The 19,087-nt window shown below is 36.0% G+C and carries 19 protein-coding genes; 18 read left to right on the top strand and 1 reads right to left on the bottom strand.

Annotated features, from left to right (window positions below):
- Positions 1 to 9: 9 nt before the first annotated feature.
- The 12 genes from lepB to PRVXH_RS07210 all read left to right on the top strand — a co-directional run bounded on the left by lepB (position 10) and on the right by PRVXH_RS07210 (position 10,086).
- Entirely contained in the window at positions 10 to 534 is a 525-nt protein-coding gene (lepB, locus tag PRVXH_RS07265) for a signal peptidase I (RefSeq protein WP_353892125.1), read from the top strand.
- A 31-nt stretch (positions 535 to 565) separates the two neighbouring features.
- Positions 566 to 1,417, top strand: a complete 852-nt coding sequence (gene ylqF / locus PRVXH_RS07260) for a ribosome biogenesis GTPase YlqF (protein WP_353892124.1) — start codon at positions 566 to 568, stop codon at positions 1,415 to 1,417.
- A 137-nt stretch (positions 1,418 to 1,554) separates the two neighbouring features.
- The gene (locus PRVXH_RS07255) at positions 1,555 to 2,325 is read left to right on the top strand and encodes a ribonuclease HII (RefSeq protein ID WP_353894557.1); all 771 of its coding nucleotides are present in this window, start codon (positions 1,555 to 1,557) and stop codon (positions 2,323 to 2,325) included.
- Positions 2,318 to 3,376 (top strand): HD-GYP domain-containing protein, encoded by a 1,059-nt coding sequence (locus PRVXH_RS07250; RefSeq protein ID WP_353892123.1) that lies wholly within the window; start codon positions 2,318 to 2,320, stop codon positions 3,374 to 3,376. The genes PRVXH_RS07255 and PRVXH_RS07250 overlap by 8 nt, the downstream gene beginning before the upstream one ends.
- Positions 3,369 to 3,722, top strand: a complete 354-nt coding sequence (locus tag PRVXH_RS07245) for a YraN family protein (RefSeq protein WP_353892122.1) — start codon at positions 3,369 to 3,371, stop codon at positions 3,720 to 3,722. The genes PRVXH_RS07250 and PRVXH_RS07245 overlap by 8 nt, the downstream gene beginning before the upstream one ends.
- Before the next feature lie 82 nt (positions 3,723 to 3,804).
- A complete protein-coding gene (locus PRVXH_RS07240; protein WP_353892121.1) occupies positions 3,805 to 5,331 on the top strand; it encodes a YifB family Mg chelatase-like AAA ATPase in 1,527 nt (508 codons plus the stop codon).
- A gap of 30 nt (positions 5,332 to 5,361) precedes the next feature.
- Complete coding sequence (locus PRVXH_RS07235) at positions 5,362 to 5,904, top strand: phosphatase PAP2 family protein (protein WP_353892120.1); 543 nt, start codon at positions 5,362 to 5,364, stop codon at positions 5,902 to 5,904.
- Complete coding sequence (locus PRVXH_RS07230) at positions 5,897 to 6,454, top strand: class I SAM-dependent methyltransferase (protein ID WP_353892119.1); 558 nt, start codon at positions 5,897 to 5,899, stop codon at positions 6,452 to 6,454. The genes PRVXH_RS07235 and PRVXH_RS07230 overlap by 8 nt, the downstream gene beginning before the upstream one ends.
- Positions 6,455 to 6,484: 30 nt before the next feature.
- A complete protein-coding gene (locus PRVXH_RS07225; RefSeq protein ID WP_353892118.1) occupies positions 6,485 to 7,018 on the top strand; it encodes a CDP-alcohol phosphatidyltransferase family protein in 534 nt (177 codons plus the stop codon).
- Between the two features lie 17 nt (positions 7,019 to 7,035).
- On the top strand, positions 7,036 to 8,088 hold the full coding sequence (locus PRVXH_RS07220) for a M42 family metallopeptidase (RefSeq protein ID WP_353892117.1): 1,053 nt from the start codon (positions 7,036 to 7,038) through the stop codon (positions 8,086 to 8,088).
- On the top strand, positions 8,079 to 9,107 hold the full coding sequence (locus PRVXH_RS07215; RefSeq protein ID WP_353892116.1) for a M42 family metallopeptidase: 1,029 nt from the start codon (positions 8,079 to 8,081) through the stop codon (positions 9,105 to 9,107). Before PRVXH_RS07220 ends, PRVXH_RS07215 begins: the two co-directional genes overlap by 10 nt.
- The gene (locus PRVXH_RS07210) at positions 9,100 to 10,086 is read left to right on the top strand and encodes a M42 family metallopeptidase (protein ID WP_353892115.1); all 987 of its coding nucleotides are present in this window, start codon (positions 9,100 to 9,102) and stop codon (positions 10,084 to 10,086) included. Before PRVXH_RS07215 ends, PRVXH_RS07210 begins: the two co-directional genes overlap by 8 nt.
- Before the next feature lie 73 nt (positions 10,087 to 10,159).
- On the opposite strand, the gene PRVXH_RS07205 is transcribed toward PRVXH_RS07210, so the two are convergent.
- Entirely contained in the window at positions 10,160 to 10,645 is a 486-nt protein-coding gene (locus PRVXH_RS07205) for a hypothetical protein (RefSeq protein WP_353892114.1), read from the bottom strand.
- Positions 10,646 to 10,673: 28 nt separating this feature from the next.
- Between PRVXH_RS07205 and mgsA the strand changes: the two genes are divergently transcribed.
- The 6 genes from mgsA to topA all read left to right on the top strand — a co-directional run bounded on the left by mgsA (position 10,674) and on the right by topA (position 19,082).
- Complete coding sequence (gene mgsA, locus PRVXH_RS07200) at positions 10,674 to 11,072, top strand: methylglyoxal synthase (protein WP_353892113.1); 399 nt, start codon at positions 10,674 to 10,676, stop codon at positions 11,070 to 11,072.
- A 43-nt stretch (positions 11,073 to 11,115) separates the two neighbouring features.
- Complete coding sequence (locus PRVXH_RS07195; protein ID WP_353892112.1) at positions 11,116 to 12,660, top strand: amidohydrolase; 1,545 nt, start codon at positions 11,116 to 11,118, stop codon at positions 12,658 to 12,660.
- A gap of 22 nt (positions 12,661 to 12,682) precedes the next feature.
- Entirely contained in the window at positions 12,683 to 14,383 is a 1,701-nt protein-coding gene (argS, locus tag PRVXH_RS07190) for an arginine--tRNA ligase (RefSeq protein ID WP_353892111.1), read from the top strand.
- Positions 14,384 to 14,439: 56 nt separating this feature from the next.
- Positions 14,440 to 15,684, top strand: a complete 1,245-nt coding sequence (gene eam, locus PRVXH_RS07185) for a glutamate 2,3-aminomutase (protein WP_353892110.1) — start codon at positions 14,440 to 14,442, stop codon at positions 15,682 to 15,684.
- Between the two features lie 182 nt (positions 15,685 to 15,866).
- The gene (gene dprA / locus PRVXH_RS07180; protein ID WP_353892109.1) at positions 15,867 to 16,961 is read left to right on the top strand and encodes a DNA-processing protein DprA; all 1,095 of its coding nucleotides are present in this window, start codon (positions 15,867 to 15,869) and stop codon (positions 16,959 to 16,961) included.
- Between the two features lie 63 nt (positions 16,962 to 17,024).
- Entirely contained in the window at positions 17,025 to 19,082 is a 2,058-nt protein-coding gene (topA, locus tag PRVXH_RS07175; RefSeq protein ID WP_353892108.1) for a type I DNA topoisomerase, read from the top strand.
- Positions 19,083 to 19,087: the final 5 nt, after the last annotated feature.

Raw genomic sequence — 19,087 nt, 5'->3', positions numbered from 1 at the left:
GTTATAGCTATGCTCAATGAACTTAAAGAGTGGGGCAAGTCTATTGCTGTTGCAATAATACTTGCGTTGATTATAAGAGGTTTTTTTATGGAAAGCTTTATTGTTGACGGCAGATCAATGGAGCCTACTTTTATTAATCAAGAGAGGGTTTTAGTTAACAAATTTATATATAACTTTAGGGACCCTGACTTTGGTGATATAGTGGTATTCCCTTATCCTGTGGATGAAGAAAGAGTGTTGATTAAAAGGGTTATAGGTACTGCAAACGATAAGATAGAAATTAAAAATGGAGCTTTGTTTATCAACAAAGAGCCAGTTACAGAAGAGTATATTTTGCAAGGGTACTCAGGACAAAATTATGGACCAGTGAATGTGCCTGAAGGAATGATTTTTGTGCTTGGTGACAACAGAAGTAACAGTGTTGATAGCCGAAATAATGAGGTTGGCTTTATTTCTACAGACGATGTTAGAGGTAAGACATTTTTGCGCTACTGGCCGCTTTCTCAGCTAAACTACTTTGCTGTAAAACAATAGAACCTAACATAGCACAAAGGAAGTGATAATTATGCAATATCAATGGTACCCTGGACATATGGTCAAGACCAAAGCATTAATAAAGGAGAATTTAAAGCTTTGCGATGTAATTGTGGAATTAGTTGATGGAAGAATACCGTTAAGTAGTAGAAATCCTGACATTAACGAGATTGTTAAAGATAAACCTAAGGTGATCGCTTTAACTAAGTCTGACTTAGCCGACCCAACCAAAACAAATATTTGGCTTGAATATTTTAAAGACATGAATACTGACGCAATAGCTGTAAACTTAAATTCCCAAAATCAATGGAAAAAGGTTATTGAGTTAGCAAAGAAAAAAGCTGTTTCAAAAAGCAAGTATAAAAAACTAAACATTAAAATAAATAAACCAACAAGAGCTATGGTTCTTGGCATACCGAATGTAGGCAAATCAACTTTTATTAACAAAGTTGCTAGCAGAGCAGCTGCAAAAACGGGAGATAAACCAGGTGTTACTAAGCAGAAACAGTGGATACGCACTAAAGATAAAATAGAGCTTATGGATACACCAGGAGTGTTGTGGCCTAAGTTTGATGATGATGAAGTTGGCTTTCGCTTAGCGGTTACTGGCGCCATAAAAGATGAAATTGTTAATGTGGAGGATATGGCAAGGAGGCTTATCAAGGTTTTGATAAGGGACTATCAAAGTGACCTAAGTAAAAGATATGACATAGATATGTCCTTAGGTCCTGATCATTTTATAGAGCAGGCGGCGATAAATCGGAGAATATTGCTACCACAGGGACACCCTGACCTTGCAAAAATAAGCGAAATTTTGGTTCGAGAATTCCGCAAAGGATTGTTAGGTAATGTTACTTTAGATAATATTAGTGAGGTTGATTAAGCCCACTACACTAACCACTTAACCTATCATTAAGTGGTTATTTTTAATTGATATTTTCAATGTGCCATTTAATATATTCATTTTAAAAAGGGTTTTTGCTAAAAAAGGTCGAAAAAATATACTATACAAAGGGGTGAATTATTATTAAAGTACAAGATGCTTCGATACAACAGATTAAACAAAGAGTTAATGAAAGCTCGATAGACCAATTAAATGCTCTTATACCTCAGCTAAAGAATGACAGTCGAAAGGGAGTACAAAAAATATTAGCTTCTTTAAATAGAAAAATTAATGGCTACAAAAGTTATTTAAAGCTATGGGAGTGGGAAGAATCATCCAACTATAAAGTGGTTGGATGTGACGAAGCAGGGAGAGGCCCAGTTGCCGGGCCGGTAGTTGCTGCGGCAGTAACGTTTAATAATAGGCCTAATCTTGTGGGAGTTAAAGACTCAAAGCGATTAAATTCGTCACAAAGAGAAGCTTTAGCTTCTGAAATTGAGGAGCAAGCCCTTTACTTCGATGTACAGTTTATTGACAATGATATCATCGATGAGCTAAACATATTAAATGCTACTAAATTAGCGATGAAAAATAGTGTCGAGAGGGTAGCTAAACCTGATAGCCTAATATTAATAGACGGAAATTTTGCGATAGAGACTAAATTAAAACAAAAATCTATTATAAAAGGTGATGACAAGTGTGGCAGCATAGCTGCTGCCTCTATTTTAGCGAAAGTGTATAGGGATCGCTATATGGAAGAAATGGACAAGCTTTATCCGGAGTATGGATTTAGCCAAAACAAAGGCTACCCAACTAAGGAGCACTTAGATGCTATTCAAACTTATGGCGTAACCCCAATTCATAGAATTACTTTTAAAGGAGTAAAAGAGGTGGGTAAAAATGCGTAGAGTTTTTATCGACTTAGCTAATGAGGGAGATACATTAGCTATGCCAGTTAAAGATAGTAACGGTAACATTCTACTAGCTGAAGGCACTAAATTGAGAAAAGCAACTAAGGATAAGCTATCCAAACATGGAGTTAGAACTATTTATGTAACTACTGGTGAGGATCTTGGCCTTATACAGCCTTTAGAAGGAAATAGAGATGAAGCGATAAAAGCGATATCAAGACAGCCTTTAAAAGACATTTTATTACAAAAAGCTAATACATTTAGTAAATCTAATACTAGATCAGTTATTCTTAACGAAGTTATTGAAGAGATTGTCTCATTTATGCTCAATAAAACTTCTTTGCTAGTTCATTTTGCGCACTTACGCTTGATAGACAATTATACGTATGAACACTCTTTGGACGTATGCGCACTATCTCTGGTAGTAGGTGAGAAGTTAAGATTAACACGTACAACATTATTCAATTTAGGGTTAGGGGCGCTAATACATGATATAGGCAAGACAAAAGTTTCATTGCAAATTTCAAGAAACCCCGGCAAATTGAGCGATGAAGAGTTTGCACAAATAAAAAAGCACCCATCTTTAGGATTTGTGATTTTAAAGGAATTAGAAGATAATATACCACTGGTATGCTGCCAGATTGCTTTGCAACACCATGAAAGATTTTCCGGCTCAGGCTATCCTAGAGGGTTGAAGGAGAATAAGACACACAAGCTTTCCTACGTAGTAGGAATTTGTGACATGTATACCGCTATTACTTCACATAGAAGCTATAGAAAAGCGTTCTCACCTAAAGAAGCGATGGAGCTATTTATGGGGACTTGTAACTCTTTATTTCCAACTGAAATAGTTAAAGCTTTTTTAGACGCTGTTGTTGCATACCCTAACGGCTCAAAAGTAAAATTAAGTAACGGTGTGCTAGCTAAAGTTGTCAAGCAAGATACCTTATCATTAAAGCCAATAGTAAAACCTATAAACTCTCAACAGGGGTATGAAATTCGTCTAGCTAATGCCGAAACCCTTGATATTGTGGGTTTTTATGAGTAATCAAGAGTTAGCTCAATATGGAGAGCGATTAGCAGTACAATTTTTAAAAGATGAAAAGCTTAAGATTTTAGATGTTAACTATAGTTGTAAGTTAGGTGAGGTTGATATTATTGCCAAGGATAGAGGTGTTATTGTTTTTTGTGAAGTAAAGACAAGGAAAAATAAGAACACTATCCATCCTTTTGACGCGATAACTCCTCGCAAGCTTAACACCATTTCAAAGGTTGGCCAAACATTTTTGATTAAAAACAATTTAATAGATGTGGATTATCGTATAGATGCTATCGCGATATATTTTGCCAACGGGGACCCACGCATAAAATGGATAAAAAATTGTACAAGTTAGAACGTTTCCTTTATCTGAAAATAAAGGAAAATGTAAATTTTTGTAGAACTATCTCATGAGGGATTATTATGGAGGGATAGTTATGTTATCTACAGTTAAAAGTTTAGGAGTAGTTGGACTTAAAGGGCATTTAATTGAAGTGGAAGTCCACTTAACAAGTGCGCTACCTAATATAGAAATAGTTGGGTTGCCAGATGCCGCTGTGAAGGAAGCTAAAGAAAGAGTTAAGGCAGCTATACAAAATAGTGGCTTTAAGTTGCCTACAAAAAAAATAATAGTTAACTTAGCTCCAGCTGATATAAAAAAGGAAGGGCCGATTTATGATCTGCCAATAGCGATTGCGATACTTGCTGCTTGCTATAAGTGGCCTCCTAACGTTGTTAGTCATTATGTTCTGTGTGGTGAGTTAGCATTAGATGGTCGAGTTAGACCAATCAACGGACTTCTCCCAATGGCTGTGTTTGCAAAAGAAAATAACGAAAAAAAGCTATTTGTTCCAGATAAAAACAAAGAAGAAGCTGCCTTAGTTCAAGGCATAGAAGTTTTGCCAGTTACAAACCTAAAACAAGTAGTAAATCATATACAAGGGATACAACAAATTCCTAGCTACCAAAAGGAGATTGAGATTATAAGCGAAACAAAAGGTCAAGTTGATTTTAGCGAAGTTAAAGGACAAAAAGCGGTAAAAAGGGCGTTGGAAGTAGCTGCAGCTGGCGGACACAACATATTGATGATAGGTCCTCCAGGCACAGGAAAATCGATGCTAGCGAAGAGATTTGCTACTATATTGCCACAACTAAGCTATAATGAGGTGCTGGAAGTATCAAAGATTTATTCTGTAGCGGGTTTATTGAAAAATAATGGATTGTTGGAGTCGCGCCCATTTAGGGGCCCCCATCATACTATCTCAAATGGTGGCCTAGTTGGAGGGGGAAGAAAGCCTAAGCCAGGTGAAATAAGCTTAGCTCACAAGGGAATTCTTTTTTTAGACGAACTACTTGAATTTAACAGAGATGTCTTAGAAGTGTTAAGACAACCTTTAGAAGATAAGCAAGTTGTTATTTCTAGGGTAGAGGGAAGTATCAGCTACCCAGCAGATTTTCTGCTTATTGCAACTATGAACCCTTGTCCTTGTGGTTATTATGGAACAGACTCTAATAAATGCAGTTGCCCTCCTCAGAAAGTTGAAAAATATAGGTCTAAAATATCCGGCCCCTTACTTGACAGGATGGACATACACATAGAGGTTCCGTCGATCTGCTTTGATGACCTAGTAAGCAATGAGTCGGAGGAGGAAAGATCTGCACAAATTAAGGAAAGGGTCTTATTTGCTAGGGATAGACAACAAAGCAGATTCGATAAATCTTCTGACGGTACTGTAAATAGCCAAATGACATCACAGGAGTTAAAAACCTTTTGCAAACTAGACAGTGACTCAGAAAATCTAATGAGATTAGCCTTTGATAACTTGGGTTTAAGTGCTAGGGCATATGACAAGATTCTCCGAGTGGCTAGAACTATAGCCGACCTAGAAAATAAGCAAAACATACAGAAACATCATGTGGCAGAAGCTATTCAATATAGAAGTTTAGATACAGCATTATCTTAAAACAAATTTAACTACAGGTGGAGGAAAGAGATGACATTTAATTTATCAGAGCATATATACAACTTTAGAGGAACAATAACTTTTTTGGATTATTTTTTCTACGTACTAGCAGAATACTCTTCTATCTTTTTTATTTTATCTTTTAGTATTGTTATCGGGGTAGAAGTTTTTAAAAATAAAGGGTTAGCTTTTAAAGTTTTGAGCTATTGTTTCGTTATTCTCTCAACATTTATCACAAACCAAATCTTAAGAAGATTAGTTCAAAGAGAAAGACCTTTTGTAGTAAATCAATTCGATTCATTAATAGAACACTCAGCAAGTTATTCCTTTCCGAGCAACCATGCTGCTATGAGCTTTATTGTTGCGCTAACTATATATAGGTTGAATCCTAAGATAGGTAAGTACTTTCTTTTCTTAGCGGGCTTTGTTTCTTTATCGCGAGTTTATGTAGGAGTACACTATCCTTCTGATATAATTGCAGGTGCATTGTTGGCACTAGCTATTTTCAAACTCTTTGAATTGTTCTTGTTGCAACATAAAAAATCACAGCTAGGAGGTGGTTTTAATGATTGAGTATAGTTTGCAATTTTCCAAACAGGTTTTAAAAGAGGCTATAAACCCGGGAGATTGTGTGGTGGATTGTACAGCAGGGAATGGTCACGACACGGTGTTTTTAGCGGAGTGCGTTGGAGAAAGCGGTCAGGTTTTAGCGTTTGATATTCAGAAAGAGGCTCTTGATAATACATTGCTTCGTTTAAAAGAGCGTGAATTGGAAAAACAAGTTACTTTAATTAAATCAAGTCACGCTCACTTAACTGAATATACGAACAAAGAATTAGCTGCAGTTATGTTTAATCTCGGCTATTTACCAGGTGGAAGTCATAAGGTAATTACAAAGTTGGAGAATACTTTGCCCGCTGTTGATGGAGGTTTAGGCTTATTAAAAAAAGGAGGCGTTATGAGTTTGATGCTCTATCCAGGGCATTATGGCGGAAGAGCAGAAACAGAAAGTCTAATTCGCTTTGCTAAAATGCTTCCACCAAAATATTATACTGCACTTCACTATCATTTTCTTAACAAAAGCAGTAATTCTCCACAACTTTTACTCATACAAAAGAAGTAAGTAGATAGCTGTGGGGAGGAGAAACATTTTATGAATATACCTAATTTTATAACTTTGATTCGCTTATTATTGGTTCCCTGTTACATAATATTCTTTATAATTTACGAAGGGGATAGGCATTGGGTTGGGGCGTTATACTTTTTGCTTGGGGGAGGCGCTTTAGACGTCTTAGATGGATTTATAGCAAGAAGATTTAATATGGTTACAAATATTGGAGCGATGCTTGACCCGTTAGCCGACAAACTGTTATTACTTAGTATTGCCCTGGGGCTTCATTTAAAAGGCTATCTACCAGCATGGTTGCTTGTAATCTTGATAGGTCGAGAAACTATAATGATTTTAGGCGGTGTTATAAACTATCTTTACACAAAAATAGCGATAAGCGCCAATTATTTTGGCAAGTTAAACACTTGTTTCGTTTATTTACTGATTATTACCTATGCTTTTGATTGGGAGTATGCCCCGGTGTTGGCTCGAGTTTTTGTGGGATATTTGATTTTTGTCACGATTGTATACATAAATATTTTCTTGAGGAAAATATATAACAAAAAAATAGCTGAATGATAGAAGGAGGGACATTAATGAATACAAAAGCAATTCTAAAAGAACTAACGGAAACTACAGGTGTTTCTGGATATGAGTTGGATGTGGCGATAAAGGTAGACAAGCATATTAAGAACTTATGCGATGAAGTTAATATGGATAGGCTTGGCAATGTTATTGGTAAAAAAAGTGGTGAAGGCAAAAACCGTCCTAAGGTCATGCTCGCGGCTCATATGGACGAGATAGGACTTATGGTAACAGAAATTGATGATGATGGCTTTATTCGATTCACTTCTGTTGGGGGGATTGATCCTAGAACTTTACCATCGCAGGAGGTCACAGTATATGGCGCAGAAGAAGTGTTTGGCATAATCGGTGCTAAACCTCCTCATTTAACTCACCCTTCTGAAAGAGGAAAAGCTATCGATATGTATGATTTATTTATAGACACCGGTCTTTCAGGAGGAGAGGTTAAGAAAAAAGTAAGAGTTGGAGATATTGCAGTTGTAAACAGAGAACTAACAGACCTACTATCAGATAGAGTAGCGGGAAAGGCCATTGATGATAGAGCGGGCGTATGTGTAATGATCGAGTGCTTAAGGCAGTTACAAAGAATTAAACACCAATGTGATGTTTATACGGTAGCTACTGTTCAGGAAGAGGTTGGAATCAGAGGGGCAATGGTAAGTACATATGGGATCGTTCCTGATATTGGTATAGCAATAGATGTTTCCTTCGGGGATATGCCTGGTGTTGATCCTCAAAACAGCTCAAAACTTGGTGCTGGACCTGCGCTGGCTATAGGTCCTAATATACATCCAAATATATTAAAAAAGCTTAAAGAGGTAGCGGCAGAATGGGGCATATCATTTCAAATCGAAACTGAGCCGATGCAATCTGGTACCGATGCTTCCGCTATGCAGATAACACGCGGTGGTATAGCTACAGCCCTAGTTTCATTGCCTCAGCGTTATATGCACACATCTGTAGAATCTGTTAGCCTAAAAGATATTAAAAATGCAGGTAAACTTTTAGCAATGTTTATCTCCCTAATTGATTATAAAGATGTGGAGGGATTAAAATGTTTTTAAAACTATTGTCTGAATGCCACGGAGTTGCAGGTGATGAGGTAGATGTTTCCAAATTAATTAAGGATTATTTAAAAGAGAGTGTTGATGAATTTAAATATGATTCATTAGGCAACTTGATAGCAGTAAAGGGAAAAGACAAAAAGGGGCCTAAGGTTATGTTATCTGCTCATATGGATGAGGTTGGGTTAATGGTGACTTCAATTGAATCTAACGGCTTACTAAAGTTTAAGCCTGTTGGTGGGTTAGATGTTAGAGTGCTTGTTTCCAAGCCAGTAGTTGTAGGACCAGACAATATAAAAGGAGTAATTGGAGCAAAGCCTATTCACTTACAACAGCCTACAGAGCGAAGAAATGCTTTAGGTTACTCACAGTTATACATAGATATTGGGGCATCTTCTAAAGAAGAAGCAATGGAAGTTGTAGAAATTGGGAACTACGTATCATTTGATACAAAGTTTTCACAAATTAACGATAAACTTTGCAAAGGCAAAGCTTTTGATGATAGAGTAGGGTGTTATATACTAGCAGAGATATTGAAAAAAGAATATCCATTTCCCGTATACGGTGCTTTTACGGTGCAGGAAGAGGTTGGTCTTAGGGGTGCTACGGTAGCTGCGTACAACGTTGACCCAGATTTAGCAATAGTGTTAGAAGGAACTTCAGCTTCGGATGTACCTGAAAGTGAAGAACACAGATATTCAACTAAAATGGGATATGGCCCTGCCCTTTCAATAATGGATGCATCAATCATAGTACAGAAGAATTTATTAAAAGATATAGTAAAAGTTGCTGAAGAAAATAATATAGATTATCAGTTTAGACAAACTGCTGTAGGTGGTAATGATGCCGGCAAAATTAGGTTAACAAAAGATGGTGTTGATACTTTTACCATCTCAATGCCATGTAGATATATTCATTCTCCGGTTTCATTTCTAAACCTTGAGGATGTAAAAAAAGGGATAACCTTAGTCGATAAGATTTTGGAAAAAATAGATCAAGGAGGGGTTATAAATGGATAGGTTAATGAAAGATTTGTCGGAGGGGTTTGGGCCGTCGGGACATGAAAAGATGGTTACAGATTATATAAAATCTCAGATAATGGACTTTTGTGATGAAGTTAAGACTGATAAATTAGGTAACCTTATTGCACTAAAAAAAGGGAAGTCTGATAAAAAAATAATGTATGCTGCCCATGTTGATGAAATTGGAATACTAGTAACTTTTATAGACGACAATGGATTTTTACGATTTACAAATATAGGAGGTTTATCACCACATCTGCTATTGGGACAACGGATAAAACTAGAATGTGGCGTGACAGGTGTTATTGGTACAGAAAGAATTACAGATATAAGCAAGCTCAACCTAGAAAAAATGTTTATTGATATAGGAGCTAACTCAAAAGAAGAAGCCGAAGAACTTGTGTCCATTGGTGAGGTTGGAACATTTTGTTCTAATTTTGAAGTAAAACAAAACCACTACATCGGAAAAGCTTTAGACGATAGGGCTGGTTGTGCTGTTCTAATAGAGGCTTTAAAGGATATTAAAAACCCAGACCATAACCTTTACTTTGTATTTACTACACAGGAGGAGGTTGGACTTAGGGGAGCAACTACAGCTAGTTACTCAATTAACCCAGATTTAGGTATAGCAATAGATGTAACTGCCGTAGGAGATACACCAAAGGCTAGACGAATGGCTGTGAGTTTAGGTAAGGGGCCGGCTATTAAAGTTAAAGATAACTCTATAATGGTCAACCCTATGATTAAAGATATGATGATTAAAAAAGCCCAAGATAATAATATACCATATCAACTTGAAGTGTTAGAGTTTGGTGGTACTGACTCTGGTGCTATTCATCTATCAAGGGAAGGTGCATGGGCAGGGGTTATCTCGTTACCTTGTAGATATATTCATACTAGTAACGAAATGTTGAGCAAAGATGATGTTAAAAATGCGGTGAAACTTTTAAAGTTAACGACCGAGTTTGATTTTTAATTAAAGGTACGGCAAATAAACCACTAAAAAACCCAGAGCCGTGAAGTACTAAAGTACTTGGTGCTGGGCTTTTTTAGTATCCAATGATTGTCAGTGACTTTAGATGTTCTAGAAGATACTGTGTGTTGTTTTCCACTCTTTTATATGTCAGTTCAAAGGTGTTTTCTTGTTTGCTTTTAACATATTTTATTTCTGGCACCATTATAATACCATGTTCTACAATGGGGGACTCCAGTTGTTTATATAAGGCTAGCCAAACCTTTGCATATAAATTGCTTTTCTCTATTTCTATTGCTGTTTTGGTTTTAGGATTATAAAAGTCTACCTCAAACAGACTGTTTGTTTTAAAAATAGCAAGATCCTTGTTGGTCACGGAATGAAGATAACCATCTTGTTTTAAGTCTGGCTTTAATAACAGTTCTATTTTCTTGCTTTTTTCATGCTTGGTATCTCGCAAGATTTGGATCTGTTCTTTATACTTTGCCAAAACTGCTGATAATTGATATAATTTATCTTTAGAAGCTTCTTCTTTTTTGATTTGGTACACTCTTGGGTACAATAATATCACCTTACTTTGGAGGTTTAAAATGAACATTGCGTTAATTGCCCATGACAGAAAAAAGGAACTATTGGTCAACTTTTGTGTTGCGTATAAAGCTATATTTGCTCAACATAAACTTTTTGCTACAGGCACTACCGGAAAAGTAATATCTCAAGCTACAGGCTTAACTATTAATCGCTTTTTATCTGGGCCGTTAGGTGGGGACCAACAGATTGGTGCTCTAATTGCTGAAGATAACATGGATCTTGTCTTGTTTTTTAGAGATCCACTTTTAGCTCAGCCCCATGAGCCTGATATCACAGCACTTTTGAGGCTTTGTGACGTTCACAACATTCCTGTTGCCACTAATATTGCAACGGCGGAAGTTTTGATAGCTGGCTTAAAAGCAGGAAGCATTGACTTTAGAAAGTTAAAAAACAAGTAAGCTTAAAAATTCAGTATTAGTATTATCAATAAGGGGTGATTTCATGAATGATTTGCTGATAAAAAATTGCCGATTATTAGGAGAAAATAGCAGCGTAGACATACATATAAAAGATGGGCTGATACATAATATAGAAAGCTTTATTAAACCATCTAACCTTACTCAAATGATTGATGCTGAAGATAATACGGTATTACCTGGATTAGACGATTCGCACTTACATTTACTATCGCTATCATTAAATAAAAGGTTAATAAACGTAAGAGGTGAGTTATCAAAAGAAAAACTTATGAGTATTTGTAACGATGCTCGACCTAACTACGGAGGTTGGATTGTAGCTAAGGGCTATGATGAAAATAAATTTACTTCGAACTTTACCTTAGATAGAAATTTTTTAGATGAACACTGTGGCAGTAGTCCTGCAATATTCTATCGTGTGTGTGGTCATGTAGCTGTTTTGAATACAAAGGCTTTGGAGGCTCTTAATATCGATAGTAATACCACGGTTTTTGGCGGAGAGCTTTTAAAAGATACTTTGGGTGAACTTACAGGCGTTATAACAGAAAAAGCGTTGAATTTAGTCAAACTACCACAATTGCAAGAAGCTGATCTGGTGGAAATTTTAACTGAGGGAATTAGATACGTGAAAAGTATGGGTATAACCTCTGTTCAAACAGATGATCTATCAGTAGCTCAAGATTATAAAAGTCTTTGGAGTATTTATACAAAAGCTATTGAGAATGAACCACTTAGGGTATATTTACACTACAATGCCAATAATGTTGAGGATATTATATCAGCAGCTCAAATTTTTAAGGAAATAGATGATACCACCTATATCAAAAAAGGATCTATAAAGGTGTTTTTAGACGGTTCCTTAGGGGCTAGAACAGCAGCTTTAAAAGAGGATTACTCAGATTGCCCCAATTACAAAGGTGTTCTAACTTATTCTGATAGAGAGTTAGATGAAATGGTGAAAGTAGCGGTGGAAAATGGTTTACAGTTAGCTCTTCACGCTATTGGGGATAAGGCGATGTCGCAGGGGATTGAATCGATTCGAAAGGCAGACTCAAAAACAGATTTGAGACATAGAATTATCCATTGCCAAGTGACAGATAATAAGATAATCGGTGATATGGCTGATTTAAATATTATAGCGGAAATTCAACCTACTTTTCTAATCACTGATATGGATTGGGCTGAAAGTAGGCTGGGCAAAAGAATCGAAGGGTGCTATGCATTTAAAACAATGTTAGATGAAGGTATTATTGTTTCAGGAGGCTCTGATTGCCCGGTGGAACCTGTTAATCCTTTTTTAGGGTTATATAGTGCGGTGACACGAAAAAACTTACAAGAAAACCCTAAAAATGGCTGGTTGCCAGATGAAAAACTTGATTTAACTCAAGCAGTTGAAATATATACCCAAGGTTCGGCATATGCTTCCTTTGATGAGCAAAGGAAGGGGAAAATTCAAAAAGGTTTTTACGCTGATCTGGTCATTCTTGACACAGACCTTGAAGCCATTAAGCCTGAGAAAATAAAAGATGTTAAGGTGACAAAAACTTTAATTGCAGCGTCAATTAATTAGTATAGGAAGGATGAATTAATGCATGGAGAGTTATAAAAACGATGTGGCACTTATATTAAGTAAATATATAAATATAGATATCGAAAAAATAAAAGAACTTGTGGAAACACCTAATAAAAAGGGTTTTGGAGATCTCGCATTTCCTACCTTTACTCAAGCTAAGGAGTATCGTAAGGCTCCACCTTTGATTGCAAAGGAAATAGTGGATTCCTTAGAAGAGCTTCCGCAAACTATTTCAAAAGCTGAAAATGTCGGTCCTTATATAAACTTCTATATCAACAACTCAGTTTTGATTGAAAAAACTGTTAAAGAAGTATTGGATAAGGGAGCAAACTATGGAGGAGAAGATCAAGGAGAAGGCAAAACTGTAGTTATAGACTTTTCCGCTCCTAATATTGCCAAACCCTTTGGTATCGGTCATTTGCGCTCTACAGTTATAGGAAATAGTTTATATAAAATACATGAGTTTTTTGGCTATAAGGTTGTAGGCATTAACCATATAGGAGACTGGGGAACTCAGTTTGGCAAGGTTATTGTTGCCTACGATAAGTGGGGCAATGATGATGAACTAGAGCGTGATCCTGTGAAATATTTATATCAGCTTTATGTTAAGTTCCATGATGAAGCTGAAAAGAATCCGGACTTAGAAGAAGAAGCTAGAGAGGTATTTAAAGAACTTGAAGAGGGCGTTGATGATAGAGTTAAAAAGTGGAAGCTGTTTAGAGAGCTGAGTTTAGCTGAATACAACAGAATCTACGAAAAATTAAATGTTACTTTCGATAGTTTTAAAGGTGAACAGTTTTACAATGATAAGATGACTGATACAATTGAAACCCTAATCAGTAAAGGAATAACCGAAATTAGTAAGGGAGCTCTAATAATTAATTTGGATATGTTTGACATCCCTCCTGTACTACTTAGAAAAAAAGACGGCGCTACTCTTTACGCCACTAGAGATTTATGCGCTGCCATCTACAGAAAAGAAACCTATGATTTTGATAAAATGCTTTATGTAGTTGGATCAGAACAATCTCTTCACTTTAAGCAACTATTCAAAGCTTTAGCAATTGCAGGCTTTGAGTGGCATAAAGATTGCCAGCATGTTCCATTTGGTTTGTTTAGGTTTAAGGAACAAAAAATGTCAACACGTAAAGGTACTTTAATCTTTTTAGATGAAGTTTTATCAAAAGCAGAACAGTTGACTAAAGATATTATTGAAGAAAAAAACCCTAATTTACCTAATAAAGATGAAGTTGCAAGACAAGTAGGTATAGGTGCTATAATATTTGGCGATTTAAGTAATGATCGAGTTAAAGATGTTGTATTTGACTGGGACAAAATCTTAGACTTTAATGGAGAAACAGCCCCCTACGTTCAGTACTCACATGCGAGGATATGTAGCATACTTAGAAAACACTCAGGTCAAATTACTAATTGGGATGCGTCGCTAATGAAGTCTGAATATGAGTTTGGGTTGGCAAAGCGAATTGCAAACTTTAATGTAGTAATAAACGATGCCTTGCGTGACTTAAAGCCATCTATTGTAGCTAGATATTTATTGGATTTAGCGAAGGATTTTAACAGGTTTTATCATAACTGCCCAGTTTTAAAAGAAGAAAATGATTCTCTAAAAGGGGCACGACTAAAACTAATCGCGGCAACTGGGCAAGTGTTAAAAAATGGTTTGTCACTACTGGGCATAGAAGCTCCAGAGGAAATGTAGGTTCTAACTTTAGTAACCTATAAGGTTGTGTTATAATGTTTATGGAGGTGCGTAATATGTCAAAAGAGCAACACTTGACTAGAACAGAAAAGAAGGCGGTTGCCCAAGAGAGGGCACAAGAACTAAAATCAAGGATAGAACCTTACTTAGAGGCCAGGGAAACCATACCAACTGGCTTTAAAATAACTGAAGAATATGAAGCCCAGAAAAAGAAAATCTTAGAAGTTCTAGGTGGAACAGAAGAAGATTGGAATAACTGGAAATGGCAAATTAGTAATAGAATTTCAGACGTAGAAATCTTAGGCCAAATAATCAATTTAACTGACAAAGAAAAAGATGAGATTATAGAAGCTGGAAAATCAAACAGGTGGACAGTTTCACCATATTATTGTGCGTTAATGTCCAAAGATGACCCTAATTGCCCTGTTAGATTACATTCCCTACCTCAAATGGCCGAAATTACAGCTGTTGAAGGTGATGCAGATCCGATGGGCGAAGAGTTTACTTCGCCAGCAGAAGGAATAACTAGAAGATATCCAGATCGACTTATTATAAATGTAACAAATCAATGTGCTATGTATTGTAGACATTGTCAAAGAAGGCGAAACATCGGCGAAGTTGATAAAAATAGAACAAAAGAAGAGTTAAAAGAAGCTGTAGAGTATGTATCTAAAAATGCTGAGATCCGAGATGTTCTAATTACCGGTGGGGACGCTTTGATGCTCACAGATAGCACATTAGACTGGCTTCTAGGTGAATTAAGAAAAATTGAACATGTTGAAGTAATTCGCTTAGGGACAAGAGCATTAGTTACTGTTCCGCAGCGTGTAACCGATGAGCTATGTAGAATCTTAGATAAGTACCATCCAATTTACTTAAATACACAATTTAACCATCCAAAGGAAATTACACAACAGGTTAAAGAAGCGACTGATAAATTAGCTAAAGCAGGGGTTGTAATGGGGAACCAAGCTGTTTTACTAAATACTATCAATAATGATCCGCATGTAATGAAAAAACTTAATCATGAGCTTCTTAAAGTTAGAATCCGTCCTTATTACATCTTCCACGCAAAAAGCGTAGCAGGTACAGGTCATTTTAAGACCACTGTTCAAGATGGATTGGAAATTATGGAATACCTTCGTGGCTATACAAGTGGGCTTGCAATACCAACTTATATAGTTAATGCTCCTAAGGGATATGGTAAGACTCCAATGCTTCCTAATTACTTATTAGATATTAAAGAAGATCATATAAAATTAAGAACTTGGGAAAATAGAGAGATTAAATACGAATATTAAACAAAAAACAACGGCTTTTTAAGTCGTTGTTTTTTTGTTGTACACTTTGTGTTATCTCTAAAAACAAGTTACATAATTGTGCATATTAGTAAGAATATTTATTAACTTGTAACATTTTTTTAAAGGTGTAACATGTGTTTTTATAGAAAAGGTAATGAAGGTTAGGTAAAGGAGGGTTTGTTTTGGAGAAAAAAGAACTGGCACTTTTTTTATCCCATTGCCCCAGGGTGGGATCTAGAAGAAGTATGTATATAATAGATGGTTGTTCCTCTCTAAATGACTTTAAAAATAGGTTTGATCAAGTTTTTTTAGAAGCAGGACTTGGCAATCATCAGAAATTAAAATCGTCGGTGAAAAAATATCTGAATAATTTTTCTGTTGAGGATACCATAATTAAGTATAAACAAAAAAATGTTGAAATCATTAGTATATTTGATTCTAAGTACCCCGATATTTTAAGACAATTGTATGACTTTCCGATATCGCTCTTCTGCAAAGGCAATACAGGTTTATTACAAAATGATAATAAAATAAGTGTTGTTGGCGCAAGGTTAGCCTCGTGGTATGGAAAAACAGTTGCTAAAGATATAAGTGAACAATTAAGCAGAAATGGGTTTACAATTGTCAGTGGTATGGCTAAAGGAATCGATGCGTGTTCTCATCAGGGAGCTTTATCAGGTGAAGGAAGCTCGATAGGGGTTTTAGGGTGTGGCATAGATAAAATATACCCTCAAGAAAATAAAAAATTATATAAAGAGATGGAAGAAAAGGGTTTATTACTAAGCACATTTCCTATCGGTGCAAAACCATTGTCAGGAAATTTTCCCGCTAGAAATAGGATTATAAGTGGCCTTTCTAAAGGAATTATTGTTGTTGAAGCCGCCCAGCGAAGTGGGTCATTAATCACAGCTGACTTCGCGTTAGAACAGGGTAAAGACGTTTTTAGCGTCCCAGGAAATGTGAATAGCCCACTAAGTACTGGAACCAACAACTTAATAAAAGAAGGAGCAATTGTCGCTACAAGTTTTAAAGATATCATAAATGAATATACTGATAATAAAGATAATAATGTTGTTGACAGCGGTAAAACAAATGGTGTAAAGTTAGAAAAAGTTGAACAGGAAATACTAAGGTTAGCTAAAGGGCAGAGGATTTCCTTTGATCAATTAATGGAAGATGGCAATTTTAGCTCAGATATATTGTTGTCTAACCTATTAACCCTAGAAATTAAGGGACTTATTAAAAAGGATGGAAATCAAAGATATATACCAATTTAAAATATTGACATGATGGATAAAATTACATAAAATAAATTTTAGCTTTTATAGGAGGTAAAGGAGATGAATTTAGTCATAGTTGAGTCGCCATCAAAGGCTAAGACTATAAATAAATTTTTAGGAAAAAAGTATAAGGTAAAAGCTTCGATGGGTCATGTTATCGATTTGCCTAAAAGTCAGATGGGTATCGACCTAGATAGTTTTGAGGTTAAATACATTACCATACGTGGAAAAGGTAAGGTATTGCAGGAGTTAAAAAAAGAAGCCAAAAAGGCAGATAAGGTTTTTTTAGCAACAGACCCTGATAGGGAAGGGGAAGCAATTTCATGGCATTTAGCTAATGCTTTAAAAGTTCCTGATAACAGTTGTAGAGTTGTTTTTAATGAAATCACAAAAAAGGCAGTTAAGGATGCATTTAAAAATCCAAAAGACATTAATAAAGATGTTGTGGATGCACAACAAGCTAGGCGAGTGTTAGACAGAATTGTAGGTTATAAAATTAGCCCGATATTGTGGGATAAGGTAAAGAGAGGCCTAAGTGCGGGGAGAGTACAGTCCGTAGCAGTTAGGTTGATAGTAGATAGAGAGCGAGAAATCCAAAGCTTTGAGCCCAAAGAATATTGGTCTTTAGAAGCAGAACTGCTAACTGACGACAAAAAAGTAATTCTAGGTAAGCTAAGCAAATACAAAAATAAAAAGATTGAAATCGATAACAAAGAACAAGTTGATAACATAATAAAATCGTTAAAACCTGATGACTTTGTTATTTCAAAAATTAAAAGAAGTGAGCGAAAGAGAAATCCATCGCCACCTTTCACTACCTCAAGCCTCCAACAAGAGGCAGCGCGTAAAATGAATTTTACCGCCAAGAAAACCATGATGGTAGCACAGCAGCTTTATGAAGGGGTAAAGCTTGGTAGAAAGGGCACCGTCGGTTTAATCACGTATATAAGGACTGACTCTACTAAACTCTCGGAAGGGTTTGTGGAAAACCTTCGCAATACTATAGAGGATAAATATGGAGAAAAATATCTTCCTGCTAAGCCTAGACGATACAACAATAAAAAAGGTGCACAAGAAGCCCACGAGGCAATAAGGCCGACGGACCTAGAAAATATACCTTTAGATATAAAAGATTATCTTTCTAAGGATCAGTATAAGCTATATAGGCTTATATGGAACAGAACTATGGCAAGCCAAATGGAATCGGCTGTGCATGATGTTTTAACAATAGACATTGAAAACGGTGATTACATTTTTAGGCAAACAGGTTCAGAACTTAAGTTTGCGGGATTTATGGAAGTTTATATAGAGGGAAAAGATATTGAAGAAAAAGAGGAAAAGATGTTTATCGGAAATGTCAAAGAAAAAGATACTCTAACTCTCAAAGAGTACTATCCTAAACAACATTTCACACAACCACCGCCTAGGTTTTCTGAGGCTATGCTGGTAAAGTTACTTGAGGAAAAAGGTATAGGAAGACCGAGTACTTATGCTCCTATAATAGACACAATACAAAGGCGTGGCTATATTTTAAAAGATAAAAAAACATTTACTCCTTCTGAACTTGGTTATGTTGTAAATGACCTAATGGTAGAGCACTTCCCGAAAATTGTTGATACCTCCTTTACAGCGAAGATGGAGGAAGATCTAGACCAGATTGAAGAAGGACAAAAACCTTGGGATAAGCTAGTTAAAAACTTCTATTTTGATTTTAAGGAAGAGTTAGACAAAGCAGAGGAAAATATCCAAGATATACAAATAAAAGACGTAGAAAGTGATGTAGAATGTGAAAAGTGTGGAAGAATGATGGTTTATAAGTTAGGGAAGTTTGGTAAGTTCTTAGCATGTCCGGGCTTTCCAGAGTGTAGAAATACAAAGGCAATCAATAAAGAGCTTGATATTAATTGTCCTAAATGTGGTAAAGCTAAGGTAGTGGAGAGAAAAACGAAAAAAGGAAGAAACTTTTTCGGTTGTGCAACCTACCCGGACTGCGATTTTCAATCATGGGATAAGCCAACAAAAGAAAAATGCGATATATGTGGAAGTTTTATGGTGGAAAAGGGCAGGAAAAAGAAAATAGTTTGTAGTAATTCTGAATGCAAAAATGAAAAAAAGTAGGAGAT

This window comes from Proteinivorax hydrogeniformans (assembly GCF_040515995.1).
GTDB lineage: Bacteria > Bacillota > Proteinivoracia > Proteinivoracales > Proteinivoracaceae > Proteinivorax > Proteinivorax hydrogeniformans.
Note: the sequence above shows the minus strand (reverse complement) of the source record. Positions and strands in the feature narration are given on the sequence as shown.

Coding starts and splice junctions, on each gene's coding strand:
- topA (WP_353892108.1), top strand. CDS start 17,025: ATGAATTTAGTCATAGTTGAGTCGCCATCAAAGGCTAAGACTATAAAT.
- PRVXH_RS07235 (WP_353892120.1), top strand. CDS start 5,362: ATGACATTTAATTTATCAGAGCATATATACAACTTTAGAGGAACAATA.
- mgsA (WP_353892113.1), top strand. CDS start 10,674: ATGAACATTGCGTTAATTGCCCATGACAGAAAAAAGGAACTATTGGTC.
- PRVXH_RS07210 (WP_353892115.1), top strand. CDS start 9,100: ATGGATAGGTTAATGAAAGATTTGTCGGAGGGGTTTGGGCCGTCGGGA.
- PRVXH_RS07245 (WP_353892122.1), top strand. CDS start 3,369: ATGAGTAATCAAGAGTTAGCTCAATATGGAGAGCGATTAGCAGTACAA.
- PRVXH_RS07215 (WP_353892116.1), top strand. CDS start 8,079: ATGTTTTTAAAACTATTGTCTGAATGCCACGGAGTTGCAGGTGATGAG.
- PRVXH_RS07195 (WP_353892112.1), top strand. CDS start 11,116: ATGAATGATTTGCTGATAAAAAATTGCCGATTATTAGGAGAAAATAGC.
- lepB (WP_353892125.1), top strand. CDS start 10: ATGCTCAATGAACTTAAAGAGTGGGGCAAGTCTATTGCTGTTGCAATA.
- PRVXH_RS07220 (WP_353892117.1), top strand. CDS start 7,036: ATGAATACAAAAGCAATTCTAAAAGAACTAACGGAAACTACAGGTGTT.
- PRVXH_RS07240 (WP_353892121.1), top strand. CDS start 3,805: ATGTTATCTACAGTTAAAAGTTTAGGAGTAGTTGGACTTAAAGGGCAT.
- ylqF (WP_353892124.1), top strand. CDS start 566: ATGCAATATCAATGGTACCCTGGACATATGGTCAAGACCAAAGCATTA.
- PRVXH_RS07250 (WP_353892123.1), top strand. CDS start 2,318: ATGCGTAGAGTTTTTATCGACTTAGCTAATGAGGGAGATACATTAGCT.
- PRVXH_RS07230 (WP_353892119.1), top strand. CDS start 5,897: ATGATTGAGTATAGTTTGCAATTTTCCAAACAGGTTTTAAAAGAGGCT.
- PRVXH_RS07225 (WP_353892118.1), top strand. CDS start 6,485: ATGAATATACCTAATTTTATAACTTTGATTCGCTTATTATTGGTTCCC.
- eam (WP_353892110.1), top strand. CDS start 14,440: ATGTCAAAAGAGCAACACTTGACTAGAACAGAAAAGAAGGCGGTTGCC.
- argS (WP_353892111.1), top strand. CDS start 12,683: ATGGAGAGTTATAAAAACGATGTGGCACTTATATTAAGTAAATATATA.